2 tRNA genes are annotated in these 377 nt (G+C 44.3%); both read right to left on the bottom strand.

Annotated features, from left to right (window positions below):
• Positions 1–162: 162 nt before the first annotated feature.
• Positions 163–238 (bottom strand) — tRNA-Ala (locus tag ACYQ2M_RS25365).
• A 4-nt stretch (positions 239–242) separates the two neighbouring features.
• Positions 243–319 (bottom strand) — tRNA-Ile (locus tag ACYQ2M_RS25360).
• Between the last annotated feature and the right edge of the window lie 58 nt (positions 320–377).

Here is a 377-nt window from a genome sequence, read left to right as displayed (position 1 = left end):
AATTCATGTCCATTTTAAAAAGGGTAATCTTTTTTGTATGGCCCATGAAAAACAGCTTTGTAAAAAGTTCAGAGCTTGTGTTTTCAAACCCTGTTAAATCACTCTTTAACGCAGCTGTATATATAATAAAATTACTACAACAAATTTTCAAAGAACAAATTGTGGTGGAGGATAGCGGGATCGAACCGCTGACCTCCTGCGTGCAAGGCAGGCGCTCTCCCAGCTGAGCTAATCCCCCACAATGGTGGGCCTGGATGGATTCGAACCATCGACCTCACGCTTATCAGGCGTGCGCTCTAACCAACTGAGCTACAGGCCCCCGAAGGGTTAATCCCTCAAAACCGGTCAGCGAACTTCATAAATGCTTAAGATGTCTT

The sequence above is a fragment of the Desulfocicer niacini genome (assembly GCF_054657595.1).
Note: the sequence above shows the minus strand (reverse complement) of the source record. Positions and strands in the feature narration are given on the sequence as shown.